2 protein-coding genes are annotated in these 3,380 nt (G+C 57.7%); both read left to right on the forward strand.

Going from position 1 to position 3,380, the window contains the following annotated elements; translation table 11 throughout:
• Positions 1-620 (forward strand): efflux RND transporter periplasmic adaptor subunit (locus WC614_14060; protein ID MFA5034128.1); only part of this gene is annotated, 620 nt, incomplete at its 5' end.
• 138 nt (positions 621-758) lie between these two features.
• Positions 759-3,380, forward strand: a 2,622-nt coding sequence (locus WC614_14065) for an efflux RND transporter permease subunit (protein MFA5034129.1), incomplete at its 3' end; no start/stop codon positions are given.

Raw genomic sequence — 3,380 nt, forward strand, 5'->3', positions numbered from 1 at the left:
CTGCAAACCGCCCGAAGGATTTACTCAACGCCAAGACCCAACGCGAGTTATTGCAGATCAAGGCGCCTCTGTCCGGCACTGTGGCGGCCATTCATTTTAAAGTCGGCGAGGCGGTGAGCTTGGCTACGGTATTAGCGGACTTGGTTGACATGGATCGCCTGGACATCGCTATCCGTGTGCCCAGCCTGGAAGCCTTTGCGCTTCGTTTGGGACAATCGGCGGAAATCAGCATCGGCGCGGCAGAGAGCGCCCCGATTCAACAGGGAAAACTGGCCTTTATCGGCGCTCAGGTCGATCCGCTCACCGATACCGTATTGGTTCGGGCCACTCTAAGCAAGGCCGCCGGCTTCCGGCCCGGCCAATTCGTCAATGTGCGCATCGTCGTCGAAGAGCACTCTGAGCGCTTGGCGGTTCCGATTGAAAGCGTGGTGACCAGAGACGGCAGCAGTTTAATTACCGTGGTTGACGGCGACAATGCCAAACAAAAGATCATCAAACCGGGTTTACGCGACGGAAATCTCATTGAAGTATCGGGCGAGGATTTAGAGGAAGGCACGACTATCGTGACCCAGGGCGTTTACGGCTTGCCGCCTGAAACGCGTATCCGGGTGCTGAAGTAATGCACATAAGACACGAAGGATACGAAGAAAAAACTTTGTATCCTCTGGGTTCTCGGCAAGGGCTTCAAGCGTTGTTTAACCAGCCGTTCGTGGTTGGCTCATCAATCCGCATACGTTGATGCTCATGAATAAAATGAAATGACGCGCACTTCTACCTCCGGCTCTTTTGCAACTCGCCACGGCCTGGTCATTGCCTTCCTTTGTGTCGCACTGTGCTTGGCCGGTGCCTACGCGGCGCTGGGTATGCCTTCATCAATCTTCCCCCAGACCGATTTCCCGCGGGTAGTCATCCTGATCGACAACGGAGTGATGCCCGCCAACGAGATGATGGCGACCATCACCCGCCCAGTCGAAGAGGCAATGAAAGACATTCCCGGCGTGCGCACCGTGCGTTCGAAAACCGGGCGCGGCTCGGCGGAAATCAACGTGTTTTTCACCTGGCAAACGGATATGGTACAGGCGGAGCTGTTCGTGCAGGGTCGGCTTGCGGTCGTGCAAAAAACGCTACCGGCGACCGCAAGCTCGGCGGTTTGGCGGCTCACTTTTGCCGCCTTTCCGGTGGTCGGCCTGAGCCTTACCGGACCCGCACATTCGCTGACCGAACTATGGGAAACGGCGCGTTACACGATTGGCCCTCGCTTGCTGCGCATACCCGGCGTGGCCCGCACCGGCATTGTCGGCGGGCGGGCGCCGGAATATCACGTTATTGTCGATCCGTTACGCTTGCAAGCCGTAAATCTGAGTCTCGCTCAAGTCACCGATGCATTGGTCAGGAACAACCTGATCGCACCGACCGGCATGCTGGAGGAAGATTACAAACTCTACCTGACGGTGGTCGATGGCCGCGTTCATACTGTCGAAGACATAGAAAACCTGACCGTCTCGGTTACCGGCAACACGCCGCTTGCCGGGGCCGTACAAGCGGTTGCAAGCGGCGCTCATCCGATCCGCATCAAGGATTTTGCACGGGTTGAGCGCAGCCAGGAACCGGCCTTCAACATCGTCACCGCGAACGGCGTTAATGCTGTCCTACTCAATATCTACAGCCAGCCGGACGGCAGTACCCTCGACATCGCCAGGCAACTGAAACAGGAACTGGAATCGCTAAAAAAAGCCTTGCCGCCGGGTATGCAAGCGTCGGTTTTCTACGACCAATCGCTGTTGGTGGGCGACTCCATCCGGAGCGTTTGGGAAGCCATTCTTTTGGGGCTGATACTTTCCGTCGTCATTCTTTACGTGTTCCTGAAAAATTGGGGGGCGACCTTGATCGCCGCCGTGGTGATTCCGGCCACGGTCTTGATTACCCTGCTGATGCTGCGCATCATGGGACTGGGTTTTAACTTAATGACGCTAGGCGGCATCGCCGCCGCCATCGGCCTGATTATCGATGACGCCATTGTGGTGGTGGAAGCCGTTCATACCAAAATTACCGCAGGCGAACAACGCCTGCCGGCGGTGCAGCAGACCTTGGCGGACATTTTCCGGCCGTTGCTGGCTTCGACGCTGACGCCGGTGGTGGTGTTTATACCGCTGGCGTTTCTGGACGGTGTTGCAGGCTGTTTTTTCCGGGCCTTGGCCTTGACGATGGTGGTGTCGCTGCTGACCTCGCTGGTGCTGGCCGTCACGCTGATTCCGTCGCTCGCAGCTTGGTGGATGCCGACTGACGGCCAGTCACCGTCCAGCGCTAAAGCAAATTGGCTGGAACGCCTGATTCAAAACTACGAAAAGGTGTTGCGCACGGCACTCAAGCAGACCGGGAAAGTTCTGACCGGCTGCGTGTTGATTTTGGCGTTGGGAGTCTGGCTATACGGACAACTGGAAAGCGAATTCCTGCCGTTTATGGATGAAGGCGGCTTCGTGCTCGATTACCGCGCGCCGTGGGGCACCAGCTTGGCAGAAACCGACCGGCAATTGCGCCAGGCCGAAACCCTCCTGCGCGCCATGCCGGAGTTGGAAAGCTATTCGCGGCGCACCGGCGCGCGGCTGGCCTTGGGTATTTCGCAAGCGCACATGGGCGATTTTTTGGTCAAATTAAAACCGCAACGGCAACGGAAAACCGACGAGGTCGTTGCCGATCTGCGCAAGCAGCTTCATGTTGCCGTACCCGGAATCGAGTGGGAGTTTGCAGGCATTCTTAACGACCTGATCGGCGATTTGACCTGGTCGCCCCGGCCTATCGAGATCAAGCTTTTCTCCACCGATGTCGAATGGCTCAAGCAAAAAGCGCCGCAAGTCGAAGCCGAACTTAAGAAAATCGGCGGCGTCGTCGATACTTTCGACGGCCTGGAAACCACCGGCCCTTCATTGAATTTGCATGTGCGCGACAGTGACGCGCAACGCTTCGGCCTGACCGTCAACGATGTGGCCTTGGCGGTCGGCACCGCGATGCTCGGGCAAAAAGCCTCCTATGTGTTGGAAGGCGACCGGGTCGTTAACATCCGCGTCAGTATGAACACCGATACGACTGGCCAGATCGCCAACCTGCGCGAACTGCCGCTACGGTCTTTGGACGGCAGAACCGTAAAACTATCGCAAGTGGCTGATGTGGCGACAGAACCGGGACAATTGGAACTCCACCGCGAAGACCTGCGGCAACTGGTGGCGGTTTCCGCCCGCCTCGAAAACCGCGACCTCGGCAGCGCCATAGCCGAAATCAAGGCCAAGCTCGGCCGGGACCAGACCTTGCCGCCCGGCGTGTTGGAATTCGGCGGACTCTACCAGCAACAGCAGGAGTCTTTCCATAATTTGCTGGTGGTGCTG

This window comes from bacterium, assembly GCA_041649255.1.
Taxonomy (GTDB): Bacteria; Hydrothermota; UBA3073; order JACQXS01; family JAQTXJ01; genus JAQTXJ01.